Genomic DNA, 20035 nt, shown 5'->3' with positions numbered 1-20035 from the left:
ACCTTCTTGTTTTATTTACGTAATACACCAAACAACACCCTGCACTTGTCTTTTTTCGTTTTCCCCTCAAGGTCTTGGATTTGTATTCTACCATATCCTCTGATCGAAACAATGTCTAATAACTCAAGTAGAAAGTCCGGTTTGGTATTTTCTGTCCAGTTGACTTTTACTTTTCCTGCTTCGATCAGTTGCTTCGAACGCTGTCTGGAAATATTATAGATTTCCGAGATCACACTGTCCAGTCTAAGTGAAGTCACTGTTCCTCTTTCTTGCGTCCAACTATCTTTTGGCAAGACCATATCTGTATACTTGATTTCCTCTAAGCGAACAGCTACTTTTCCGATCTTAGTCACTTGATTAACGACAAAGTGATCGACTTCATTTGCAATGAACACTTGCCATCGTTCATCATCTGAAATAATATCACCGAAGTAAGAACGTTTGATTCCAGTACCTACTAGCGTGCCTAGAATTTTCCCATGACTTAAATTGGCGAATTTACTCGGATAATGGACTTCATATAATGACATTTCAAAATCATCGTCAACAGGTTCATAGTAATCTGGGAAAATCAAGCAACGTTTTCGCTCCGCTTGCTCATATCCACCATACAACTGAAAACGCAAGTCACTGTTTTGGCGAATCAGGGTCTCTAAGATGTAGCACTGTCTCGGATCAAGAAATTCTGTCAGATAAGGTGCATACTGACTCTGGACCTGTTCGATCCAATCTCCGACAGAGTCGATAAAAGAACGTTCATCTACTCGGAAATGCTGATACACATTCGCATCCACTTGATTCCCTCCTATATCCCTGTTTGTTCTACATTAAAAAGCCATGATCAAAATCCAGTCAACGATATGTGCCAATCCTTGCACGGCCAGATTTAAAATCACAATCGATGCTAAGATCGTAAAATCGATTGGTCCAAATCTTAATGGCAAACGATCAAATAGGCTGATATATGGTTCACAGATTTTTGCTAATATACGTCCGAGATTAGACTGGTATCCACCAGGAAACCAAGATAATAACGCGTAGACTACTAGGATCATGCTATAAAAGTACGCAGCTCGTGAAATTAAATTAAGTAACATAAAAAGAATATAAATGTTTGCTCCTCCTCATTACAGATCAAACATACTTCCATCTGCGAAAGATTGAGCCGTCGAACTATCGATTTCCAGACCAGCAGGGGTACATAAGAAAATCTCATCCCCTACTCGTTTAATATCGCCATCTAATGCATAGACTGTCCCAGTTAGGAAGTCCACGATACGTCTCGCCTGTTTTTCTTCTACTAACCGAAAGTTGACTAACGTTGCTTCTCCTGCAATGATTCTTTTGGCAATCGTCATTGCTTCAGAGTAAGCACGTGGTTCCATCACTGTGATTTTTCCCGCTAATTGTGTTTTAGGTTGCGCGGATGGTCTCGTTTGTCTTTGCTCTTTTTGCGTATTTTTTGTAGAAGATTGATGTAATTCGATTACTTTCTTTGTTTCGTTCGTCGGCACATTCTCACGACCAACAGGACGAGTTGTCGTAGTTGAGCGTTGTTGTTTTTCAATCGGCTGTGAAACAGCTGGAGAATGTTGTTGATACTGTGTTTTTGTTTTAGTTGGTTGCGGGGCAACCTTTTGTTGTGTTTCAGGATAATCTTCGTATTCGTACTCTTCTTCATCAGCTAATCCGAAAAAATTAGCAATTGCTCCTCTGTTTAAAAGTGGCATTATTCTTCCTCCTCGTCTTTGAATAGCGCTGTTCCTACACGGATAAATGTAGCTCCTTCTTCAATTGCAAGCTGAAAATCTTGGCTCATCCCCATGCTTAGTTCGGTACATGGTGCATGTGTGTATTTTTTTGATTGGACAAGATCACGCAATTCTCTCAGCGTTTCAAACACTTTACGAATTTGTTCAGCAGAAGCATCCTTAGGGGCCATAGTCATAAGTCCCACTATCTGAATATCAGGAAAGGCTGCTAAAGATTCTAAGAAAGGTAGAAGTTCATCTGGTGAGATACCATGCTTAGAGGCTTCACCAGATACATTCACTTCCACAAAGCAAGCTAACTGCTTTTCTAATCTTTTTTGGATCTCTTCTGCCAATTTTAAACTGTCCAACGCATGAAAGTAATCAATTTCATTTACAATCAATTTTACCTTTCTGCGCTGTAAATTACCAATTAAATGCCACTTTACTTCAGAATGTTTAAGCAAATCTTGTTTTTTTTGCAACAATTTATCGACACGATTTTCTGCACAATGGGTCACTCCAGCAGTGATCAATTCTTCTGCTTGGGGCGATCCAACAGATTTTGTAACAGCTACTAGTGTAACTTCTTTCGGGTCACGATGAACAAGAGCACACGAATCCTGAATGTCTTGCTTGATATTCTGCAAGTTGTCAGCAATCATGTGCTCTTCCTCCTTTTATTTTTTACGACGGAAAAACGGCGGTGTATTCAATTCGTCGTCACCTTTTGTTTTTGTTTCTTCACGATTGAATGTATCAAATTCTTTTTTCTCAATAGTTTCATAATTAGACTCATCCACTTTAGGGCGAACATTTTGTTCGCGACGGATGTCCCAATCACCAAAACTGCTTTCATCTTCAGCAGTGATCGGTTTTGCTTGGTCCATGTCTAATCGATTGCTTTGAGCAGAAGATTGCGTTTGTGTTGGTGTTTGTCTAGCTGGACGACTAGACTTTCGTTCCTTTTTTGTTTCATCAATACCTGTAGCAATGACCGTTACACGGATCTCATCGCCCATTTCTTCATTGATCGATGTACCTAAGATGATATTTACATCGCCAGTTGCTGCATTAGCGACGATGTCTGAAGCGTCTTGTGCTTCGAACAATGTCATATCTAAGCCACCAGTGATATTCAATAGGACTTGTTCTGCCCCATCGATCGATGTTTCTAATAATGGAGAAGAGATAGCTTTCTTCGTTGCTTCGATCACGCGTTCTTCGCCACTTGCTACTCCGATACCCATCAAAGCAGTTCCTTGGTTTGCCATAACTGTCTTCACATCAGCGAAGTCCAAGTTTACGTAACCTGGAGCAGTGATCAGATCAGAGATACCTTGAACACCTTGGCGTAAGACATTATCTGCCTCACGGAATGCTTCAAGCATCGGTGTCTTTTTATCAACGACTTCAAGAAGACGGTTGTTAGAGATGATCAATAATGTATCCACGTTTTCTTTCAAACGAGCGATTCCTTCAGCGGCGAAACGACCACGTTTTGGTCCTTCAAATGTGAATGGACGAGTCACTACACCTACTGTCAATGCGCCTAATTCTCTAGCGATACCCGCAACGATCGGTGCTGCACCAGTACCAGTTCCGCCACCCATACCAGCAGTGATGAAGATCATGTCAGCACCTTCAAGTGCTTCACGTAAAGATTGTTCACTTTCTTCTGCTGCTTTTTGACCAACTTCTGGTTGTGAACCTGCACCTAAGCCACGTGTATATTTAGGGCCTAATTGAATCACTGTTTCTGCTTTTGAATTTTTTAATGCTTGTACGTCTGTGTTGGCAGTGATGAACTCAACACCTTTAACGTTTTCTTCAATCATACGGTTTACAGCATTTCCGCCTCCGCCACCGACGCCGATGACTTTGATTACTGCGCCGTCATTGATGTTATTATCAATTGAGAATTCCATGTTTTTTTCCTCCCACGATGATTAATCAAATATATTGGTAAAAAATCCTTTGATTTTACTTGTAACGTTTTCCCCAGATTTTTTTTCTTCTGGTTCTTCGTTATACGTTGTTTCTTCTGCCACATCATATTGTTCATAAGATGTGTGAGCTTCCGGCTCATTGGTTGTATAATGAACAGGTGCTGATTCACCCATTACAGCGATTTTAGCTAATTGATAGACTTCACTTAAATTCGCAGAGTAATCAACGATACTGATCACGTTTGTAAATACCGGATTTCTTAGACCCATTTGATTTGGTACATAAAGTTTTACATTTACGCCAAATATTTCCTGTGCCAAATCAACTACACCTGGAAGGCTTGCTGCCCCACCAGTTAGAACGATGCCGCCAGGCAGTTCTAACGCTTCGATTTGATCCAACGCTTCTTTTGCTTTGTTGAAGATTTGTTCCATACGAGCTGAGATCACTTCTGATAGATAATGCTCATCGACTCTAACAGGCTCTGTTTGGCCGATCACATCTACCGGAAATTCTTCTTGCTCTGAAGTACGTTCTGGGTAAGCATCCCCATAATTTATTTTTAATGCTTCTGCATTGTTGAATGACGTATTCAAAACGATAGAGATATCTTTTGTAACAAACTCGCCGCCTTCTTGATCCAGGCTTGTGAATTTCAACTGTTTGTCGTGCATGACAGCAGTGGTTGTTTGTCCGCCACCCATGTCGATCACGATCGTACCAAAATCTTTTTCTCCATCTGAAAGAATCGATTCAGTCAATGCTAAAGGTGTGATCACTAATTCGTTCACGATCAACCCTGCATTCTCAACACACTTGCGGATGTTATGAATGATTGTTTTTGGTCCTGTAAATAATAGACCGTACATTTCTAATCTGACACCGATCATCCCGCGAGGATCTTTGATGCCTTCGAATCCATCTACCGTAAAGTCCTGTGGTAAAATTGACACGATTTGACGTTCAGGAGGTATTGAACGAACCAGTGCAGCTGAAGCCACGTTACGGACATCTTCATCGGTGATTTCTTTTGAATCTCCGTTTACTGCAATCATCCCTTGGCAGTTTTCTACTTCAAGCATGTTTGCTGGTAGACCCACACTTACACTTTTGATTTGGATGCCGGCTTTTTCTTCTGCCTGACGCACTGCTCGCTGTATCGCTTGAACTGTTTTGTCGATATCAACGATGATGCCTCGGTTAATCCCTTCTGATTTTGCGTTCCCTACTCCAATAATATTCATTTGGCTGTCGATATATTCAGCCACGACAACTTTGACAGATGTCGTTCCAATATCAAGGCCTACGTACATTCCTGTTTTTGCCATGAATGGGATTCCCTCCTACTTAACTATTCCATATACATGCGAACAAATAACGTCCGTTTTAAAAATATACTTTATAGATATATTCACTGTTTCCAATTTTACCATAAATTACCAGTTTTTAGAAAGTAGATTATCACATTTTACAATGGTTTTCTTAATTTTCATCCAAACTTGACGAAGATGGGGTCGTATTTTCATTTGTCGGATTCATTTCGTCTTGATTCTCGCTGATTTCAGGCTCATTTTCGCTTGTTTCCGGTACAGAAGTTTGGTTTGTGCTTTCTTCTGTTCCTGCTTCTGTTCCCTCTTCTGATTCTTCTTCATCGTTATTTGAGTATGGGTAAGAGAAAATCCCTACTTCCATATCGATCACGCCATTTTCTTCCATTTCACTTGCTACTTGCGCATAAAAATTCATTTGTGTCGCTAAATTACTAATGTTGACGATCACCTGATTGCCATCATTCATATTTAGCTGGATCAAATTTTTATTAGTATCACGAGGCGTATACTTGATTTCTGAAATGGCTTTTTGCAATTCTGGTGATAGCTTATTATATTCGGTTGCTAATTCTTTGATTTTTGTTGAATCTGTGAATCCTTCTAAGATCGGTAAGTTCTTCGTAGGACTTTCAACCGTCTCATCTAACACCGTGCCATCTTCGATCACAGGATGATATTTCCCGTCCGTTAAAATCAAGGCGATCTCTTTGTATTCAGTGACAGACAGATCAAATGTATTGATGCCACTAAAAGCGATCGTAGCAGATTTTATCCGTGGTTGTTCTTTTTTCAACTGGTCGATATAAGTTTGGCGGTGCCAATACTGTCCCCAGATATGCTGGTTCATCTCTAATTGCGTATCATTCAATATTTCTTCTTTGGAGACGACCTCGTTTCCCGAAATAGAAACTGCCTCTAATTTACTTAAAGGAGAAACATAATAAATCAAAAATAACAAAGGAATCAACAGAATGGAAATGATTAAGCTCAGCCTACGATATAAAACTTTGTTTCGGTAATTCTTCAAGTTAGGTAAACGATCGATAAACGAACCATTATATGGTGCGCCGTCTTTCTTATGTTCGATTTCTTCATAGTCCAAGAAGTCTTCTTCAACAAGCGGGTCTTCGACTTTAGAAGGAATAGTAGCTTCTTGTTGCTCTTCCTTTTGATCGCTTTTTTCACTTGTTTCCAGCGGCTTCTCTGACTGCTCTTTATGTTCTTCTAAGTATTCACGGTTGGCCATTTGCCAAGGCGTCAACTTTTTTTCGTCGTTTGACTGCTCCGGCTTTTTTGTTTCTTTTTTCTTACTCATCTATGACCACCACCTTACTCTTTGATTAACGATTTTGCCAGTTGATACAAGCGCTCCGATGCATCCGGTATACCTAATGTTTTAGAAGCAGTTGACATGTTCTTTTGTAATGTTTCATCTGTCATGATCTCAGCGATCGCGGCGCCTAATGAATCACCGTCCAATTCTCCATCTGCAATCATCTTGGCTGCCCCAACTCGAACTAAGCTCATCGCATTTTTAGTTTGATGGTCGTTCGTCACATAGGGACTCGGGATAAGGATCGAAGGTAACCCTAAGGCAGTCAATTCAGCAATCGATGTTGCTCCTGCTCGACCAACTAACAAATCACTTGCCGCCATCACTTCAGCCATATCATTGATATAAGGTTGGATGCTGATGTTTGCTTTCGCTTCTCCAAGTGTTTCCTTAATGCTTTGATAATAGCGATCACCTGATGCGTAAAGAATCTGATAGTCAGTAGCAGTAAACGTGTCTAAATAAGAAGTAACAGCTTGATTGATTTTTAATGCCCCTTGGCTCCCGCCAAAAATCAAAACTGTTTTTTTCTCAGGATCAAGGTCGAATTTTTTTAGAATATCAGTTTTCATCGTATCTGCAACTTCTTGGGCACGTGGATTACCGATCAAAACCGATTTATTTTCTGGAAAAAATGTTGCTGCATCTTTAAAAGAAAGGGCGATCCGATCCACGTAGCGACTTAAAAATTTATTCGTCATTCCCGGAACACTGTTTTGTTCATGGATGATCGTCGGAATCCCTAACTTAGCAGAAGCATAGACAACTGCCCCCGATACATAGCCACCCGTCCCGATCACGATATCCGGTTGGAATTCTTTTAGTATTTTTTTTGCTTGATGGATACTTTTTAAAAATAAATGGATCGTTTTGACATTACCTAGTGAAAACTTTCGCTGAAATCCTTGGATCTCTAAGGTATGAAAAGGAATCCCAGTGGTTGGGACGATTTTATTTTCCAAACCACGTTTTGCACCTACATACATAAACTCGGCGTTCGGCTCTTGTGTTTTCACATAATTGACGAAGGCTAGCGCGGGATAGATATGTCCACCGGTTCCTCCACCTGTTACCAAAATTTTCATAGTTATTATCGCTCGTTTCTACTTTTCTATTTTAATTTTCTTACGGCTTCCATAAAGCGATCGCCTCGGATCTCAAAGTTAGGGTATTGATCCCAGCTTGCATTAGCAGGTGACAATAAAACCACGTCTCCCGGGTCGCTATTTTCTAAAGCTAATGGAACCGCTGCTTCCGCAGATTCTGCCGTATAGATCGTCGGGATCCCTGCTTTTTCACCCGCGTCTTTCAATTTCTCTTTTGTCTCACCAAACGTGATCAAGCCTTTGACTCCTTCAAGCGATGGAATCAATTCATCAAATGAATTTCCACGATCAAGTCCACCAGCAATCAAGATCATTGTTTCTGGTTTGAAACCACCTAAAGCCATCTTCGTTGCTAAGATATTAGTCGCTTTCGAATCATTATAAAATTTACGTCCTTGGACTTCACCAACATACTGTGTACGGTGAGGCACGCCATGAAAATGACTCAACGTTTCTTTTATTTCCTCATTTGATATGCCATGTTGTTTTGCCACTGTAATCGCTGCTAGTGCATTTTCAACATTATGGGCGCCTGGAACACCGATTTCTGAGGTATCCATCACTTTTTCTTTATCGTAATAAATGACTCCTTCAAAAGAATAAGCGCCTGTTTCCAAAACTTGATCTGTCGCAAAAGGCAATACTTTTGCCTTCGTTTTTCTACTGAGTTCTTGTAATTCTTTTTGGTTCCAATTCAACACGAGGTAATCGTCTGCTGTCATATTTTTTTGCAAATGCCATTTGGCTTTGACATAAGCTGGACGAGAGCCGTGATAGTCGATATGGGCTTCATAGATGTTCGTGATCACTGCAATATGTGGACGAAGATCAGTGATTCCCATCAACTGGAAGCTTGATAGTTCCATGACGATTTTATCTTCTGGACCAGCCTCTTGTGCCACACTACTTGCAGGAAACCCGATATTCCCTGCTAAACGTGCAACACCCGCCGATTTCCCTGCATTCAGCAATAAACCGATCATCGTAGTGGTCGTTGTCTTTCCGTTGGTTCCTGTGATACCTATAATTGGGCATTCCGCTACTTCGTAAGCTAGTTCAACTTCCGTAATTACCGGAATACCCATTTCTTGAGCTTTTGCAACTAATGGTTGTGTGTAAGGAATACCAGGGTTTTTGACAATCATCGAAAATTTTTCATCTAATAGTTCGATGGGGTGACTACCGGTCACGACTTTGATCCCTAAAGATAGCAATTCCTGTGCTTCAGGATTTTCATCAAATGGTTTACCGTCATTAACGGTGACAAGTGCGCCCAGTTCATGTAATAACTTGGCCGCACTAAATCCGCTTTTTGCTAATCCTAAAACAAGGATTTTTTTATTTTCATAAGTTGTTATTTTTTTCATTCTCGTCATCTCCTACCATACGATCCATAATGTGATCAATGAAGTAATTACACTTGTTATCCAAAAGACAGTGTCGATCTTCCATTCTGACCAGCCACTCATCTCGAAATGATGATGGATCGGTGACATTTTAAAGATTCTTTTCCCCGTCAATTTGAAAGAAGAAACTTGCAACATCACACTAGCTGTTTCAATGACATACATCAATCCGATCAGCAATAACGTCCATTCTTGATTGAGCATGATCGAGATTGCCGCTAATAAGCCACCTAAAGCCAAAGAACCGACATCACCCATAAAAATTTTGGCTGGCTTACGATTGTAAACGAAAAAACCTAGTAAACCGCCCAAAACACTTAAACAGATGACTAATACGTCATACTGTTGTTGGTGCCAAGCAATCACTGCATAGGTCAAAAATGAAATACTGCCTAATCCAGCCACTAAGCCGTCGATCCCATCTGTCAAGTTGACCGCATTGGAAAAGCCGACTAGCCAAAAAATCGCAAATACTCCGTACAACCAACTTAATGGCAGATCGATGCCAAAAAAGTTCAGTGTTCCTGGATAACCTTCCCCACGATAAACGAGATAAAAGATGATTCCACCTGCGATTTGTCCGATCAGTTTTTGCTTTGAATTCAGTCCCATGTTTCTTTTCTTGAAGATTTTGATAAAATCATCCAAGAAGCCGATTGCCCCGTATAAAGCAAGGACAAAAAGTAAGATGAAAAGAGTAGGTGTCAACTGTTGTTGCCAAGCACCTACCCAGATACCTGTCAAGATCGCACTGACTAAAAACACCAATCCCCCCATCGTTGGAGTTCCGGCTTTTACATTATGCCATTTAGGTCCCTCCTCACGAATGGCTTGGCCTTGTTTTTTCATTTGAAAATAACCAATAAATAACGGCATTGTTGCAATCGTCATTGCACAACTACTCGCAATGGGGATCAATGTTTGTGTCAAATCCATGCTCTCTTCTCTCCTATTATTCTTTTAGATGGAAACTCAAGGTTTCATCAGATATTTTTTCATATGGTGCAAGGCTTTGTTCCGTTGCGTAACCATCGCCATGGAACGTCACTTCTACACCAAGTATTTTTCCTAGTTTCATGATATCTGCTTTTGACCAACCTGTTACATCAGGCATCAGTGCAGTACCACCAGTATATAAAATCAATTTTTCTCCAGATATCAGCTCATCACCATTTGCTGTGGACTGTGCTTGCACCTTGTCTCCATCACCGATGACTACTGGTTGCAACCCGCTTTTTTGTGCATCTGCGGCCGCAATATCAGGATTTAAGTTCCGGTAATCAGAGACTGTCACATTGCCAGTCTGCTTTTCTTCTGGTGTAGCTGTTTCAGCTTCTTTGAAATCCATCGCTCGTTTTAACAATGGGTTTGCGATTTTTGCTAAAGCTGTACGGTCATATGTCTTAGGATGTTTCATTGTCAGATATAACACATATTCAGGATCTTCAGCTGGTATCATTTCGACGATCGAATATAGATAAGCTGTTTCTCCTGTTAGGTAGCCTCCTGTATCTGAGGCAATCTGAGCAGTACCAGTCTTAGCTGCGATGTTATATCCTGGAACACTATACACGCCATACGCACTACCATAATTTTCGTCTTCAATGACATCGCGCATATATTCACGTACTTTTTCTGTCGTTTCTTTAGAAAACGGCTGTCCTAACACTTCCGTTTCAGTAGATACTTCTTCTCCGGTATTTGGATCAACGATTTTACTGATATAACGTGGTTGGATCATCGTGCCATTATTTGCGATTGCGCTGAAAGCTTTCATCATTTGGAAATTAGTCACACCGATCGCTTGACCATAGGCACTCATCGCTTGGTCAACGATATTGGCCGTCGGTAAAGCACCAGCTACTTCATCATCTAATCCAGAGTGAGTGCTTTGACCAAATCCTAATTTCTGCAAATAGTTATACCATTTACCACCCAAGCGCTGTTCAAGCATCACCATACCAACGTTACTAGACCAAGAAAGAGCTTGACGCATCGTCAGCATCCCTTTTTTACCAAAGTCATGGTCATTGATCGTTGCATCAGCCACTTTGATCTGTCCAGATAAGAACGATTCATTTTCATCAAATTTACCTTCTTCGATCGCAGCTGCTGTTGTGAATACTTTGATCGTCGAACCTGGTTCATAAGAATCTTGTACAAGGATATTACGCCATACAGCATCTTCCCCCGTCAATCCTTCCATCGTTTCAGGGTTGAACGTTGGGCGTTGAGCCATGGCAGTGATTTCACCTGTTTTAGCTTCCATCAAGACAGCTGTCAATTCTTCGGGTTGGTATTCTTCATTCACTTGGTCCATCAACGTTTCCAAGTAAGTTTGCAGACGACTATCAAGGGTCGTATAGATATTTTTCCCATCGGTTGCCGGTTCTTCTTCTGCTACGGTTCCAGGTAATGGATTTTGGAAGTTATCTTTTTGATAGTAGATCTTTCCATTTTGTCCACTTAAGATGTCATCATAAGCAGATTCGATTCCCAGACGTCCGACTAAACCAGTCTCTTTTTCATCAGGTACAGCGTACCCAATAAAGTGGGAAGAAAAGACACCACTTGGATACATACGTGCTGGATGGTTATCAAAATAAAGGCCAGTAACATTGGCCGCTTTCATTTCATCTTCAATGTTTTGTTTGGTTTCTTGGGTGATATTGCGCCCATAATTACCAAATTCTACTTGATACAAATTTTGATCGGCTCCATCACGGAGGACCTTCAATGCTTTGCTTTTTTCCATTGAAAGGTTTTTACTGATGATATCAGCAAGCGTATCAAAATCTTTTTCTTGTGCAAATAATTTTTTGTCTCCAGACGTATAGGTTTTGGAAAGAATCGCTTTGATCGAGTAAGAAGTAGCATCTTCTGCTAAAGCTACCCCATTACGATCAAAGATCGTGCCCCTTTTTGCCTTGACCACTTCACTTCCTTGGTAAAGCTGGTTCGTTTTTTCTTCTAATGAAGTGCCTGCCACATGACCACCGATCACGATGTATGCAAAACGAACGGCAAATAAAAAGAACAATCCAATACTCGTAGCAAATAAAATGATACCTACTTTTTTGCGATTGTTCATCGGATTTAGATTTTTCTTTTCCATAAACCGCCGGAATTTATTTTTAAGACTCATTTACTTCACTTTCCTTAAATTGTCGTCATTGATTGACAACCCTTTTTCTTCTGCGATTTGTTTGACACGTTCGGTACGAGAAAGTTCACTTTTCTCTTGTTCCAAACTTATTTTTTGTTGTTTCTTCTCATTGGCTTCAACTTGTATTGAACCGATTTGTTTTTCCATGCCACTGATATTGGTTCTTAACATGACTGTCAACACACAAAGTGCAACGACGGAAAAAGCAATACACACTACTGCAAGCTTTTCAAAAATAGAGATTTGCTTCAAGCGCTTAGCTGGCGATTGAGGAAGAATGATTTCTTTCTCAGAGGGTGAATCTGGCAGAGGTTGCTCTGGTAGTTCAATTTCTTGTAAATCATATGGATATTGTTGGACTTTCTTTAATTCTGCCATTCTTCTACTCCTCTTTCTCTCTTATTTTTTCAGCGATACGCAGTTTTGCGCTACGAGAACGATTGTTTTCTGCTAATTCTTCTTCAGACGGTAACATCGGTTTTCTCGTGATCACTTTTAATTCCGGTTGGAACTCATCAGGTACGACCGGTAAACCCGGTGGTAGATCTTTGACTGTACTATATTCTTTGAACATGTTTTTGACGATCCGGTCTTCTAATGAGTGGAAAGTGATCACACTGATCCGACCATCGACCTTCAATAAACGGATAGCTTGTTCCAAGGAAGCTTCCTCAGCTCCTAATTCATCATTGACTGCAATTCGTACAGCTTGAAAAATACGTTTTGCAGGATGACCGCCTTTTCGTCTTGCTGGGGCAGGAATCACGTTTTTGATGATCTCTACTAACTCCCCGGTTGTTTCAATCGGATGATCTTTTCTCACCCGTTCAATTTCTCTGGCAATTTGTTTTGAAAACTTTTCTTCTCCATAACGAAAGAAAATCTTCACTAATTCGTTGTATGGATATTCGTTGATCACATGATAAGCTGACAATGGTGCCGATTGATCCATCCGCATATCTAAAGGCGCATCTTGATGATAACTGAACCCACGTTCCGCTTCGTCTAGTTGCGGCGAGGACACGCCTAAATCGTAAAGGATCCCATCGACTTTAGAAACGTATTCCGTCAGACGCTCTTCAAGTTCACGGAAGTTTGCTTTGATAAAAGTGACCATACCTTTTTCGACATACTCAGCCAAACGGATTTTTGCGTGATCGATTGCCTTTTGATCTTGATCAAACGCATAAAGATGACCCTCTGTATTCAATTGGCTTAATAAGTACTCGCTATGTCCGGCTCCGCCGAGTGTACAGTCCACATATATTCCGTTCGGTTTGATCGCAAGTCCATCTACCGTTTCTTTTAACATGACTGTATAGTGTCGAAATGTTTCAGTCATTAGTCAGCCTCTTCCTATTTCTTATAATCCGAAATCGATCATGTTCTCAGCGATTTCATCAAAGTTTTCTTCTGCAGCTTCTGAAAATTCTTGCCATTTGGCTTCATCCCAAATCTCAATTCGGTTTGACACACCAACAATGACACACTCTTTCGTAATTGTTGCGTAGTTTCTTAATGTATTAGGGATATTGATACGTCCTTGCTTATCTAGCTCGCATTCTGTAGCTGCTGAGTAGAAAAAGCGCACAAACGTCCTAGCGTCTTTCTTTGCTAGAGGCATATCGTTTAGTTTCGATTCTAATTCGTTCCATTCACTCATTGGATAGCCGAAAAGACAACCATCTAAACCACGAGTCAACACGAATTGTTCGCCTAACTCCTCGCGCAATTTTGAAGGCACGATCAAGCGACCTTTTGCATCAATATTATGCCGATATTCGCCCATTAACATCGAAACTACCCCCAATCCTCCACTAACTAAAATCAGTCTACCACAATCCCCCACTTTCTACCACCTTTTATGGGAAATCTGAGAATAACTTTTTTATTAGTAAAAAAAATTTTAACAATCAGGCTGCAAAAAGATTTTTAAAAGTCTTTTAACAGCCTGATTGCGTCATATTAGAGAAATGAAAGGATGTTCAAGACGATCAATACGACATACATGACTAAGGTAACCAAAAAAGTAAGTCGCCAAGTCATTTTGAAATAACGTGAATACACGATTTCGTCATAGTAATAAGCTTGGAATAACGCAATACAGATTGCCATCAAAAGGATTGTGATCAATAAAAAAGGCAAAAATGAAGACGTAGCGGTATTACGAGACAATGCGTGGATACCTCCCCACAAAAAGGGAACGGCTAAATCAGGTGCTTTGACTTTAAAACGGCGAGTCAGAGCAAAGATTTTAACTAGAAATTGACAACCAAAAATCACGATTGCCGGAAAGATGTACCAAAATAATACAAGTGGTGAAAAACTGCCCATACGACAAATCTCCTTTTTAATCGTTGCGTTAAGTATACGTGATTTAGTTTACACAACGATTTCATTTAGTTTAAATTTATACTGTTTTATTACTTTACTATAGCCCTTTTTTACAAATCAACTCATTGCTGGTCAAAGGATAGTCTCTTTCAATGTGTTCTTTTCAAGAATTAGTTATAATAGAAGAAAGAAGTATTGAGGAGGTTCCCAATGATAAAGTATTTCACACTCGAAGACCAAAAATTGATTGACTCATCGGAAGAAACTGCTGAAACCGTTTGGTATTGTGTCGAGCGTCCTACAGGAGAAGAGATCGATCAGTTGATCAAACAATTTCAGATACCTAGAGATTACCTTACGTCTGTCTTAGACGATGCAGAAAACTCACGGGTAGAAGAATTCAATCAAGAAAAATTAACGAAACCAGCATTATTGTTGTTACAATACCCATTTCCAAAGACAAGTCCTAGTGGGTATTTCCAAGTAGACACCTATCCGTTCTCGATTATTCTCACGCCCAAAAAGAAGCTTATCACAATTACCAATCATGAACCACTTTTTTTGAAGAAAGTGTTCCAACAAACGTTTCATAAAAATGACCTTTCGGCAAATCTAAATATTTTTATGCAGATGCTTTGGCAAATTACTCAATCTTTTAACACCTACTTATCTTCATTACTTGCTCAATGTGATTTGCTTGAAACGCAATTAAAAGTTTCAACTGAAAATAAACAGCTATATCAAATCATGGATATCCAAAAAAGTTTAGTGTACTTCAAAGAAGCGACAGCCTCCAACCTTGAAGCCTTACAACACTTAGCCGAAAATCAAGCTGTCCAAAATAATCACGCTTTGATGAATCATCTAAGAGACGTGATCATCGAAACCGAACAAGCGAAGACAACTGCTCGTATCCGTTTAAAGCTAGTCGAGCAAATGAACCAAACTTTTTCAGCAATCATTTCCAACAACTTGAATAATATTATGAAAATTTTAACTTCTTTAACGATCATCTTAACAATCCCTACAATTATCGGAAGTATTTATGGGATGAACATTAAACTACCAATTGCTGAAAGGGATGATGCGTTTCTCTGGCTGATCTTATTGACCGTGATCATTTCCCTGTTAACCACTTATTATTTAAAAAAAGGGAAGTTTTTATAGAGATGCCCTCTTGTAGAATAGGCGAAAAGCATGTAAAATTAAGTTAACAATAATAAATCGAGGTAATCACGATGCGAGAAAAAAAACAAACGAGTACTTTTGCGAAAGTGACCAAATTAGTGATTTGGACAATGTTGATTTTGACAATCGGTTCAGTCGTTTTAACTGCTGTAATCAGTGTAATGTAGATAACTGCTAATAACCTTAGTCTCTTTATGATTAATGATAAAAAAAGCAGAGCTTGGAAATCATTTCTGATTTCCAAGCTCTGCTTTTTTAGTTGAATGCTTCTTGCATCGTTTTATTTTTTCGCTAAGCGCAGTAATTCTTTGGCATGTTCGATCGTTAATGGTGTGATCTCACTACCTGCCAACATTCGCGCAATTTCATTTTCTCTTTCAGCCGCAGCTAGTTCGGCAACGGATGTTCGTGTTCTTCCACCGACTACTTCTTTTACAATGTAGTATTGATAATCCGCTACAGCAGCTACTTGGGGTAGATGTGTGATGCAGAGTACTTGAGAATACTTAGAGATTTTCAATATCTTATCTGCAATGGCTTGTGCCACTCGGCCACTGACCCCAGTATCTACTTCGTCAAAAATGATACTAGTCACCCCATGCTCAGAAGAAAAAATGGTTTTCAATGCAAGTAATACTCGGGACAACTCACCGCCTGAAGCAACTTTGACCAGCGGTTTCAATGGTTCTCCTGGGTTCGTCGTGATATAAAATTCAACGACATCAATCCCTTGCTCGTCTAATCGTCCATCTGCTCGGTTGGAAAAACGAACTTCAAATTCGGTATTTTCCATATACAGGCTCTTCAATTCACGTAAAATCGATTGCTCCAACTCACTTGCAATGGCTTTTCTTGCTTGATGAAGCTCATTCGCACACTGAAAAGCTCGTTCTTCTTTTTGAGTGAGTTCTTGCTTCATTTTATCAAGCTGACCTTCTGTAAAGTCGGAAGAATCTAGTTCCTCTGAAATTTCTTCGTAGTAGGCTAAGATTGCTTCAACTGAATCACCGTATTTACGTTTTAATTGTCGGATCGTTTCCATACGTTGCGTTACTTCTTCTAAACGATTTTCATCCAGTTCAAGTAAATCGATTTGTCTGCTCATATCCCCTACTGCATCTTGCAACAAATAGTAGGCACTCTGGATATTCTCAAAAATCGCTTCGTATTCTGGATCAAGATGCGCGATACTCTGTATTTCAGAAACAGCCATCCCGACACCATCAAGACTGCTTTGTTCCCCTTCACTTAATGCGCCGTAACCCGTAGCCAAGCCATCAACGATTTTTTGATAATTACTTAACTTATCGCGCTCTTCTTTTAGTTTTTCTTCTTCACCAACTACTAGTTGTGCAGCTGCGATTTCTTCTTGTTGAAAGTTCAACATATCGATGCGTTGCACATAGTTTTTTTCGTTTTGTTGGATCTTACGTACTTTTCTTTCTAGTTCACGATATGCTTCATAAGCTTCTTGATACGTTCTTTTCTTCTCTTGGAACGTCGCATCTCCAAAACGATCAAGTAAAACAAGATGCGATTCAGGTTGTAGTAATTCTTGGTGTTCATTTTGGCCTTGGATATCCACTAAGTAACCACCGACACGTCTTAGATTCGCCAATGTAACAATATGCCCGTTGACCCGACAGACATTTTTTCCTGTCAATGACATATCACGGCGAACAATCAGGTTTGAGCCATCCGACTCGATCCCCAATTCTTCCATCAATGATTCAAAACCCTTTTGCTTTGGCCATTCGAATAATCCTTCAAGAATACATTTATCCGCACCTTGACGGATATAATCACTTGATCCGCGACCCCCTGCTAATAAGCCTAAAGCATCAATGATAATTGACTTACCCGCACCGGTTTCTCCTGTTAAAGCAGTCATTCCTTCATGAAACGACAACCGCAACTCAGGAATAATCGCAAAATTGGTGATACTGATTTCTTGTAGCATTGCAATCACTCCTTAGATTAAAGGTAATGCAGAAAATCTTTCTTTAATTGAACAGCATCTTCTTCCAATCGTGTGATCATCAACACATTGTCATCATCATTGATGATCGAGAATAATTCTTTTTTGTAACGCTTATCGATCAGATTTGCAGCAGCTGAAGCATTACCCGGCAAAGTTTTCAAAATAACGAATTTCTCCATCTGGTCAACAGCTACAAATGCGTCTTTCAATAATTTTTCTAACTTTGTGTTCACATCTTCACTTGTTTCAGCAGGCAAACTATAACGATAGCCGCCATCTACAGCTGGAACTTTGATCAATTTCAGCTCTTTGATATCTCTTGAAATCGTCGCTTGCGTGACAGAGATTCCTCTATTTTTTAGTATTTCTACAAATTCTTCTTGTTTACGTATATCTTGTTCATTCAGTAATCGAGTAATCAAACGATGTCGATCTTTTTTTCTCATGCTCAATCCGCTCCTTCGCCAATCCTTCTTCTATCAATGATAGCTTATTTCAAGCGCTTAATAAAGAAGAACTCATAGTCTTTTTTTATCATTTTTCGAGACTATCGCTTATGCGTAAATTGTTCATGAGCCATTTCAACGATTTGAACTGGATCAACGTTCGCATAGATTGTTCCTTTATCTGATACTTTTTTCAAGTGCGCTAAAAATTCAATATTTCCTTCTCCACCAGTGATTGGAGAATAACTTAGATCCAATACATCAAAACCATGTTCTGTAGAAAAAGTCAAAATGTCTTCGATAACTTGTTGATGTGTTGCAGCATCACGGACGATGCCATTTTTGCCAACAGCTTCTCTGCCTGCTTCGAACTGTGGTTTGATCAATGCGATCACTTCACCTTCTGGTTTTAAAATCGCATGTAAAGGTGGTAACATCAGTTTCAAAGAGATGAATGAAACATCGATAACTGCCACTTCAGGAACACCTTGATCAAAATCTTCTGGTTTTGCATAACGAAAATTAACGCGTTCCATCACTACCACTTTGGGGTCTTGGCGGATTTTCCATGCTAACTGATTATAGCCCACATCTAACGCATAACTCATCTTTGCACCATTTTGCAGTGCTGCATCTGTAAAGCCTCCAGTAGATGCCCCAATATCAAGCAATACCTTATCCTTTACTGTCAGATCAAACTGCTTTAATGCCTTCTCTAATTTTAACCCACCACGAGATACATACGGCAGTTTTTTTCCTTTGACTTTTAGTTCACTGCTCACAGGGATTTTCTCTCCTGGTTTGTCAAAACGTTCATTTTTTTCATTATAGATCAAACCAGCCATCACAGAACGTTTTGCTTGTTCTCTCGTTTCAAATAGCCCTTGTTTGACAGCTAATACATCTACTCGTTCTTTTTCCATCCTTTTCCTCACTTCTCATCGAATCGTTTGACCAATTGACGAAGGATGTCTCCATCAAATGAACAAACTTCTTGTTCTAACTGGGCAATGATCTCATTAGCGGAATGGATTTCTTGTTGCAAGGCAGCTCTTGTCTGCTCGATTCCTAATAAACGAGGGTACGTATTTTTATCCGCTCGCTCATCCTTGCCCGCTGTTTTTCCTAACGCTTCAGTCGTGCTGGTTACATCCAATAGATCATCGCGGATTTGAAATGCTAAACCGAGATGTGCGGCGATTTTTTGTAATTGAAGCAAGACTTCTTCTGGTTGTTCCGCTAAAATACCCCCAGCTAGCAAAGCATAGCGTATAAGACGTCCAGTCTTTCGCTCGTGGATCAGTGCTAATTCTTCTAGCGTCAACTCTTTCGTTTCACCTTCGATATCTGCCGCTTGACCTGCTACCATTCCTTGGGTTCCAGCGCTAACAGCTAATTGCTGCAATAACAATAATTTTGGTGAATTGGCTAAGTGAGTCATACTGATCAACTGAAAGGCCCCTGTTAGTAAACCATCGCCTGCTAAAATCGCTAAAGCTTCTCCGTAAACTTTATGGTTCGTTGGCTTGCCTCTGCGCAGATCATCATTATCCATCGCAGGAAGATCATCATGGATCAATGAATAGGTATGGATCATTTCTAATGCGGCTGCCACTTGGTAAACCGAAGTGTCAATCTTGGTACCAAATGAAGAGACAGTTGCTAGTAAAGCAAGTGGTCGGATTCTTTTTCCGCCCGCATGGATCGAATAGACCATACTTTCCTTCAGGCGTTCATCCGACGTATATTCCGTAATGAAAGAAACCATTTCTTCTTCTACCAAAGGCAGGTGGATCTCAGAAAAATCAGTTAGTTCCATCATGCTCCCTCTTTCTCGTCAAAAGTGATTTCTTCATTCGTTTCAGTCATCATTTTTGTTAATGTTTCTTCCGCTTTCGAAAGTGTATCTTGACATTGCTTACTCAATTCCATTCCTCTTTTGAACGCATCTAACGCTGATTCTAAAGGGACATCTCCTTGCTCTAATTGCATGACGATTTTTTCTAATTCTTGCAATGATTCTTCAAATGTTGGATTTGCCAT

The 20035-nt window shown here is 40.0% G+C and carries 22 protein-coding genes; 2 read left to right on the top strand and 20 right to left on the bottom strand.

The window, feature by feature from the left end:
- Window positions 1–11: 11 nt before the first annotated feature.
- The 15 genes from DOK79_RS10340 to DOK79_RS10270 all read right to left on the bottom strand — a co-directional run bounded on the left by DOK79_RS10340 (window position 12) and on the right by DOK79_RS10270 (window position 14377).
- Window positions 12–794, bottom strand: a complete 783-nt coding sequence (locus DOK79_RS10340) for an RNA-binding protein (RefSeq protein ID WP_206858061.1) — start codon at window positions 792–794, stop codon at window positions 12–14.
- Between the two features lie 33 nt (window positions 795–827).
- The gene (locus DOK79_RS10335) at window positions 828–1097 is read right to left on the bottom strand and encodes a YggT family protein (protein WP_206858059.1); all 270 of its coding nucleotides are present in this window, start codon (window positions 1095–1097) and stop codon (window positions 828–830) included.
- A 30-nt stretch (window positions 1098–1127) separates the two neighbouring features.
- Entirely contained in the window at window positions 1128–1730 is a 603-nt protein-coding gene (locus DOK79_RS10330) for a cell division protein SepF (protein ID WP_206858057.1), read from the bottom strand.
- Complete coding sequence (locus DOK79_RS10325) at window positions 1730–2416, bottom strand: YggS family pyridoxal phosphate-dependent enzyme (RefSeq protein ID WP_206858055.1); 687 nt, start codon at window positions 2414–2416, stop codon at window positions 1730–1732. Before DOK79_RS10325 ends, DOK79_RS10330 begins: the two co-directional genes overlap by 1 nt.
- Before the next feature lie 15 nt (window positions 2417–2431).
- Complete coding sequence (ftsZ, locus tag DOK79_RS10320; protein ID WP_206858049.1) at window positions 2432–3679, bottom strand: cell division protein FtsZ; 1248 nt, start codon at window positions 3677–3679, stop codon at window positions 2432–2434.
- Window positions 3680–3700: 21 nt separating this feature from the next.
- Complete coding sequence (gene ftsA, locus DOK79_RS10315) at window positions 3701–5029, bottom strand: cell division protein FtsA (RefSeq protein WP_206858048.1); 1329 nt, start codon at window positions 5027–5029, stop codon at window positions 3701–3703.
- 154 nt (window positions 5030–5183) lie between these two features.
- Entirely contained in the window at window positions 5184–6347 is a 1164-nt protein-coding gene (locus DOK79_RS10310; RefSeq protein WP_206858046.1) for a cell division protein FtsQ/DivIB, read from the bottom strand.
- A gap of 14 nt (window positions 6348–6361) precedes the next feature.
- Window positions 6362–7450 (bottom strand): undecaprenyldiphospho-muramoylpentapeptide beta-N-acetylglucosaminyltransferase, encoded by a 1089-nt coding sequence (murG, locus tag DOK79_RS10305; protein ID WP_206858044.1) that lies wholly within the window; start codon window positions 7448–7450, stop codon window positions 6362–6364.
- A 26-nt stretch (window positions 7451–7476) separates the two neighbouring features.
- Window positions 7477–8838: a UDP-N-acetylmuramoyl-L-alanine--D-glutamate ligase gene (gene murD, locus DOK79_RS10300; protein WP_206858043.1), complete on the bottom strand. Its 1362-nt coding sequence runs from the start codon at window positions 8836–8838 to the stop codon at window positions 7477–7479.
- Window positions 8839–8850: 12 nt separating this feature from the next.
- Window positions 8851–9813: a phospho-N-acetylmuramoyl-pentapeptide-transferase gene (mraY, locus tag DOK79_RS10295; protein WP_206858041.1), complete on the bottom strand. Its 963-nt coding sequence runs from the start codon at window positions 9811–9813 to the stop codon at window positions 8851–8853.
- Between the two features lie 16 nt (window positions 9814–9829).
- Window positions 9830–12022, bottom strand: coding sequence for a penicillin-binding transpeptidase domain-containing protein (locus DOK79_RS10290; protein ID WP_206858039.1), 2193 nt, complete (start codon window positions 12020–12022; stop codon window positions 9830–9832).
- Complete coding sequence (ftsL, locus tag DOK79_RS10285; RefSeq protein WP_206858037.1) at window positions 12023–12421, bottom strand: cell division protein FtsL; 399 nt, start codon at window positions 12419–12421, stop codon at window positions 12023–12025.
- A 4-nt stretch (window positions 12422–12425) separates the two neighbouring features.
- Window positions 12426–13385, bottom strand: a complete 960-nt coding sequence (rsmH, locus tag DOK79_RS10280) for a 16S rRNA (cytosine(1402)-N(4))-methyltransferase RsmH (protein WP_206858028.1) — start codon at window positions 13383–13385, stop codon at window positions 12426–12428.
- Window positions 13386–13406: 21 nt separating this feature from the next.
- A complete protein-coding gene (mraZ, locus tag DOK79_RS10275; protein ID WP_206858322.1) occupies window positions 13407–13838 on the bottom strand; it encodes a division/cell wall cluster transcriptional repressor MraZ in 432 nt (143 codons plus the stop codon).
- A 170-nt stretch (window positions 13839–14008) separates the two neighbouring features.
- Window positions 14009–14377: a DUF3397 domain-containing protein gene (locus tag DOK79_RS10270; protein ID WP_206858021.1), complete on the bottom strand. Its 369-nt coding sequence runs from the start codon at window positions 14375–14377 to the stop codon at window positions 14009–14011.
- Between the two features lie 210 nt (window positions 14378–14587).
- On the opposite strand from DOK79_RS10270, the gene DOK79_RS10265 reads away from it, so the two are divergent.
- Both DOK79_RS10265 and DOK79_RS10260 read left to right on the top strand, forming a co-directional pair.
- Complete coding sequence (locus tag DOK79_RS10265; RefSeq protein WP_206858019.1) at window positions 14588–15544, top strand: magnesium transporter CorA family protein; 957 nt, start codon at window positions 14588–14590, stop codon at window positions 15542–15544.
- 71 nt (window positions 15545–15615) lie between these two features.
- Window positions 15616–15732, top strand: coding sequence for a DUF4044 domain-containing protein (locus tag DOK79_RS10260; protein WP_010735989.1), 117 nt, complete (start codon window positions 15616–15618; stop codon window positions 15730–15732).
- Window positions 15733–15845: 113 nt separating this feature from the next.
- On the opposite strand, the gene recN is transcribed toward DOK79_RS10260, so the two are convergent.
- From recN to DOK79_RS10235, 5 genes are all read right to left on the bottom strand, one after another.
- Entirely contained in the window at window positions 15846–17525 is a 1680-nt protein-coding gene (gene recN / locus DOK79_RS10255; protein WP_206856670.1) for a DNA repair protein RecN, read from the bottom strand.
- Between the two features lie 17 nt (window positions 17526–17542).
- Window positions 17543–17992, bottom strand: a complete 450-nt coding sequence (locus tag DOK79_RS10250; RefSeq protein WP_206856668.1) for an arginine repressor — start codon at window positions 17990–17992, stop codon at window positions 17543–17545.
- A gap of 101 nt (window positions 17993–18093) precedes the next feature.
- Entirely contained in the window at window positions 18094–18915 is an 822-nt protein-coding gene (locus DOK79_RS10245; RefSeq protein WP_206856666.1) for a TlyA family RNA methyltransferase, read from the bottom strand.
- Between the two features lie 8 nt (window positions 18916–18923).
- The gene (locus DOK79_RS10240) at window positions 18924–19811 is read right to left on the bottom strand and encodes a polyprenyl synthetase family protein (RefSeq protein WP_206856664.1); all 888 of its coding nucleotides are present in this window, start codon (window positions 19809–19811) and stop codon (window positions 18924–18926) included.
- The gene (locus DOK79_RS10235; RefSeq protein WP_206856663.1) at window positions 19811–20035 is read right to left on the bottom strand and encodes an exodeoxyribonuclease VII small subunit; all 225 of its coding nucleotides are present in this window, start codon (window positions 20033–20035) and stop codon (window positions 19811–19813) included. Before DOK79_RS10235 ends, DOK79_RS10240 begins: the two co-directional genes overlap by 1 nt.

Origin of the sequence: Enterococcus sp. DIV1094 (genome assembly GCF_017316305.2) — a bacterium.
GTDB lineage: Bacteria > Bacillota > Bacilli > Lactobacillales > Enterococcaceae > Enterococcus_B > Enterococcus_B mangumiae.
This window is presented reverse-complemented; position numbering and strand designations above follow the sequence as displayed.